At 69.2% G+C, this 3,261-nt stretch carries 5 protein-coding genes; 1 reads left to right on the top strand and 4 read right to left on the bottom strand.

Features of this window, described 5'->3' with window-relative positions; all coding sequences use genetic code 11:
- A partial coding sequence (locus tag FKP22_RS25335) for a hypothetical protein (protein WP_233446967.1) occupies positions 1 to 303 on the top strand: 303 nt, incomplete at its 5' end.
- Positions 304 to 399: 96 nt separating this feature from the next.
- Here the strand turns inward: FKP22_RS25335 and nagZ are convergent.
- From nagZ to recO, 4 genes are all read right to left on the bottom strand, one after another.
- Positions 400 to 1,464, bottom strand: a complete 1,065-nt coding sequence (gene nagZ, locus FKP22_RS25330; protein WP_141290493.1) for a beta-N-acetylhexosaminidase — start codon at positions 1,462 to 1,464, stop codon at positions 400 to 402.
- Entirely contained in the window at positions 1,464 to 1,919 is a 456-nt protein-coding gene (gene acpS, locus FKP22_RS25325; RefSeq protein ID WP_141290491.1) for a holo-ACP synthase, read from the bottom strand. Before acpS ends, nagZ begins: the two co-directional genes overlap by 1 nt.
- Complete coding sequence (locus FKP22_RS25320; RefSeq protein ID WP_141290489.1) at positions 1,916 to 2,713, bottom strand: pyridoxine 5'-phosphate synthase; 798 nt, start codon at positions 2,711 to 2,713, stop codon at positions 1,916 to 1,918. The genes acpS and FKP22_RS25320 overlap by 4 nt, the downstream gene beginning before the upstream one ends.
- A partial coding sequence (recO, locus tag FKP22_RS25315) for a DNA repair protein RecO (RefSeq protein ID WP_211361577.1) occupies positions 2,710 to 3,261 on the bottom strand: 552 nt, incomplete at its 5' end. The genes FKP22_RS25320 and recO, both read right to left, overlap by 4 nt.

Below are 3,261 nucleotides of genomic sequence, written 5' to 3'. Positions count from 1 at the left end.
GCACTGGCGGCCATCGCTGCGCCGGTGGCTGCACCGGCCGTGGCGCCGGCACCGGTCCGCTTCGAGCTGCCGATGGACGACCTGCAACGCATCGCCGAAGGCGCCGGCCTGACCTGGGTCAACTCGGACGTCGACAAGATCCAGGCCGCGCAAGCCGCCATCGCCGCCGAACCGAAGCCAGTGCACGTGCCGCGCGAACGGCCGCCGCTGGTGGTGGCCGATGAAGGCCCGCTGGTGCTGGTCGAGACCCGCAAGGACCTGAACCAGGTGCACCTGCCGTTCGACGCCTCGGCTTCCAACTGAAGCCGGTCCACCACGCAGCCTGAGGCTGCGCGGACATGGAAAAGCCGCCGGGCCGTGAGGCCAGGCGGCTTTTTTTCGTCCGGCCAAGCGTTGGCTTCAGCCGTGCAGGCGCTCCAGCGCCAGCTGGTAAGGCGCGTGGCGCATCAGTTCGTCCCAGGGCAGCGGCGAGGTGGCCGGGAACAAGGCCGCGCGGCGACTTTCGGCCAGCGGGTCGGCCTGCCAGCGCCCCTTGGCCAGCGCCTCGCCGAGGCCGTCCAGCAGTGCGTCCAGCGGCGCACCACCGTCCACCCGCGACTGGTTGCACAGCAGGACCAGGTCGCAGCCGGCATTCAGCGCGGCGACCGCGGCCTCGGTCGGGCTGACCAGTTGGCCACGCAGCCAGCGGCCACCTTCCATGCTGAGGTCGTCGCTGATGATGGCGCCGGCATAGCCCAGCTGGTCGCGCAGGATGTCCTGCAGCCAGGTGGCCGAGTAGCCGGCCGGCAGCTCATCCACCTTGGGGTAGATGATGTGGGCCGGCATCACGGCAGTCAGCGTGCCGGAGAGCCAGTCGTAGGGCTTGGCGTCTTCGGCCAGGATGGCTTTCTTCGAGCGCTTGTCGACCGGCTGGGCCACATGGCTGTCCGCCGTGGCGTAGCCGTGGCCGGGGAAGTGCTTGCCGCAGCTTTGCATGCCGGCCTGCAGCAGGCCCAGCATCAGGCTCTGGGCCAGCAGCGTGGCCACCCGCGCGTCACGGTGGAAGGCCCGGTCGCCGACGACTTCGCTGCGGCCGTGGTCAAGGTCCAGCACCGGCGTGAAGCTGAAGTCCACGCCGCAGGCGCGCAGCTCGCTGGCCAGCACGTGGCCGGCCGCGCTGGCCGCCGCGGTGGCGCGCATCGCGTCCTTCATCCACAGCTCGCCGTAGTGGCGCATGGCCGGCAGGTGGGTGAAACCGTCGGTGCGGATGCGCTGCACACGCCCACCTTCGTGGTCGATGGTGACCAGCAGGTCTTCGCGGATGGCCTTGACCTCGGCCACCAGTTCGGTGAGCTGGCGCCGGTCCTGCCAGTTGCGGGTGAACAGGATCAGGCCGCCGGTGAGCGGATGCGCCAGGCGGCGGCGGTCGTTGGCGTCCAGCGTGGTGCCGGCGATGTCGAGGATGACGGGGCGTTGATCGCTCATCAGGATGGCTTGGTGGGAAGAGAGGAAGGCATGTAGGGCGGTGGCGCAGCGTCGGTCCGGCCAGGGTCGGTCTCGACAACGACGAAGCTGGAGACGTAGTCGGTCTCGTCGCTCAGCGTGACGTGGGCGCGCCAACCGCGGGCGGCAAACCACTCGGCCAGCTCACCATGGAGGCGGATGAAAGGCTGGCCGCTGGCATGGTTCAGGATCTCGCAGGCGCGCCAGGTCATCGGCATGTGCAGGCCCAGCCCAATGGCCTTGGAGAAGGACTCCTTGGCGGAGAAGCGCGTCGCCAGGTAGGCCAAACCCCGCGACTCGATCCGGCCGCGACGGTGCAGGAAGACCTGCCATTCGGCCGGCCCGAGCACCTTCTCGGCGAAGCGGTCGCCACGGCGCTGCAGCGTGGCGACGATGCGGCGGATGTCGCAGACATCGGTGCCGATGCCGACGATCATGTCGATTGCGAGGCTTGGTGAATGCAAGTCAGGTAGGCGCGAACCGTCTCGGCATAGCCCAGCTCCAGCGCGTCGGCGATCAGCGCATGGCCGATCGATACCTCTGCGGTACCAGGTGCCAGGCGCAGGAACTCGGCGAGGTTGTCGCGGTTCAGGTCATGGCCGGCATTGACGCCCAGGCCCGCAGCCAGCGCGGCCTTGGCGGTCGCCTCGAAGGCCGCGCCTACCTCGGCCTGCCGCGACGTGCCAAACGAACTCGCCCAGGTCTCGGTGTAGAGCTCGACGCGGTCGGCCCCAAGCGCGCGGGCATGCGCCATCGCTTCGGGCAGCGGGTCCATGAACAGGCTGACGCGCACGCCCAGCGTGTGGCATTCGGCAATCAAGGGCCGCAGCGTGTCGGCATCGGCCGGCAGGTTCCAGCCGTGGTCGGAGGTGAACTGGCTTTCGCTGTCCGGCACGAAGGTGGCCTGGTGTGGGCGCACGGCGCGAACGAAGTCCATCAGGTTCTGCAGCGGATTGCCTTCGATGTTGTATTCGACCTGCGGCCACTGCTCGCGCAGCATCGCGGCCAGCTCGTGCACGTCGCTGCCGCGGATGTGGCGCTCGTCGGGCCGCGGATGCACGGTGATGCCTTGTGCACCGGCCTCCAGCACCAGCTGGGCCGCACGAAGCACGCTGGGAATGCCCAGGTGGCGGGTGTTGCGCAGCAGCGCGACCTTGTTCAGGTTGACCGACAGCGCAGTCAGGCCGGCCAAGGGATGGGCGGCGGCTTCGGGGGCGACAAGTGGGTTCATCGGTGCGGTTCCATCAACTGCTGCGCGTCGATCATCACGTCACGGGTGCGCAGCCGGGGTGAACCGAGATGATAGTGAAGCAGGCCGCGCAAGGTGGTCTTGAGCGCCGGCAGGTTGTCTGCGCAAAGACGCTGCAGCTGGCCCATCTCGCCGGCGTTCAGCGCCTGCTGCAAGGCCATCAATTGGCGGCCGGCCAGCGGAGCATCGCCCTGCGCATGGGCGATCAGACCCAGTTCGGGTCGCAGCTGGTAGGCCGAGTCGGCGGCCAGCGCAGTGCCGCTGCTCGTCAGCCGGTCCAGTTGCGGCAGCAGGCCGATCTCGCGCAGCAGCACGATTTCGAAGGCCCGCAAAGCCGCCTGGGTCAGCGTGTCGTCGGCCGCGGCAAGCGCGGGCATGGACGCGGCATAGGCGTCGAACAGCACCGGGTGCGGGTCGTGCCGGGCGAGCAGCTTCATCAGCAGCTCGTTGAGGTAGAAGCCGGAGAACAGCGCGGCGCCGGACAGCATCGGGCCGCCGCCGGCCCATTCGGCGCTGCGCAGCGTCAGCAC

It is taken from the genome of Ideonella azotifigens, assembly GCF_006519715.1.
In the GTDB taxonomy this organism is placed as follows: Bacteria; Pseudomonadota; Gammaproteobacteria; order Burkholderiales; family Burkholderiaceae_C; genus Ideonella; species Ideonella azotifigens.
Note: the sequence above shows the minus strand (reverse complement) of the source record. Positions and strands in the feature narration are given on the sequence as shown.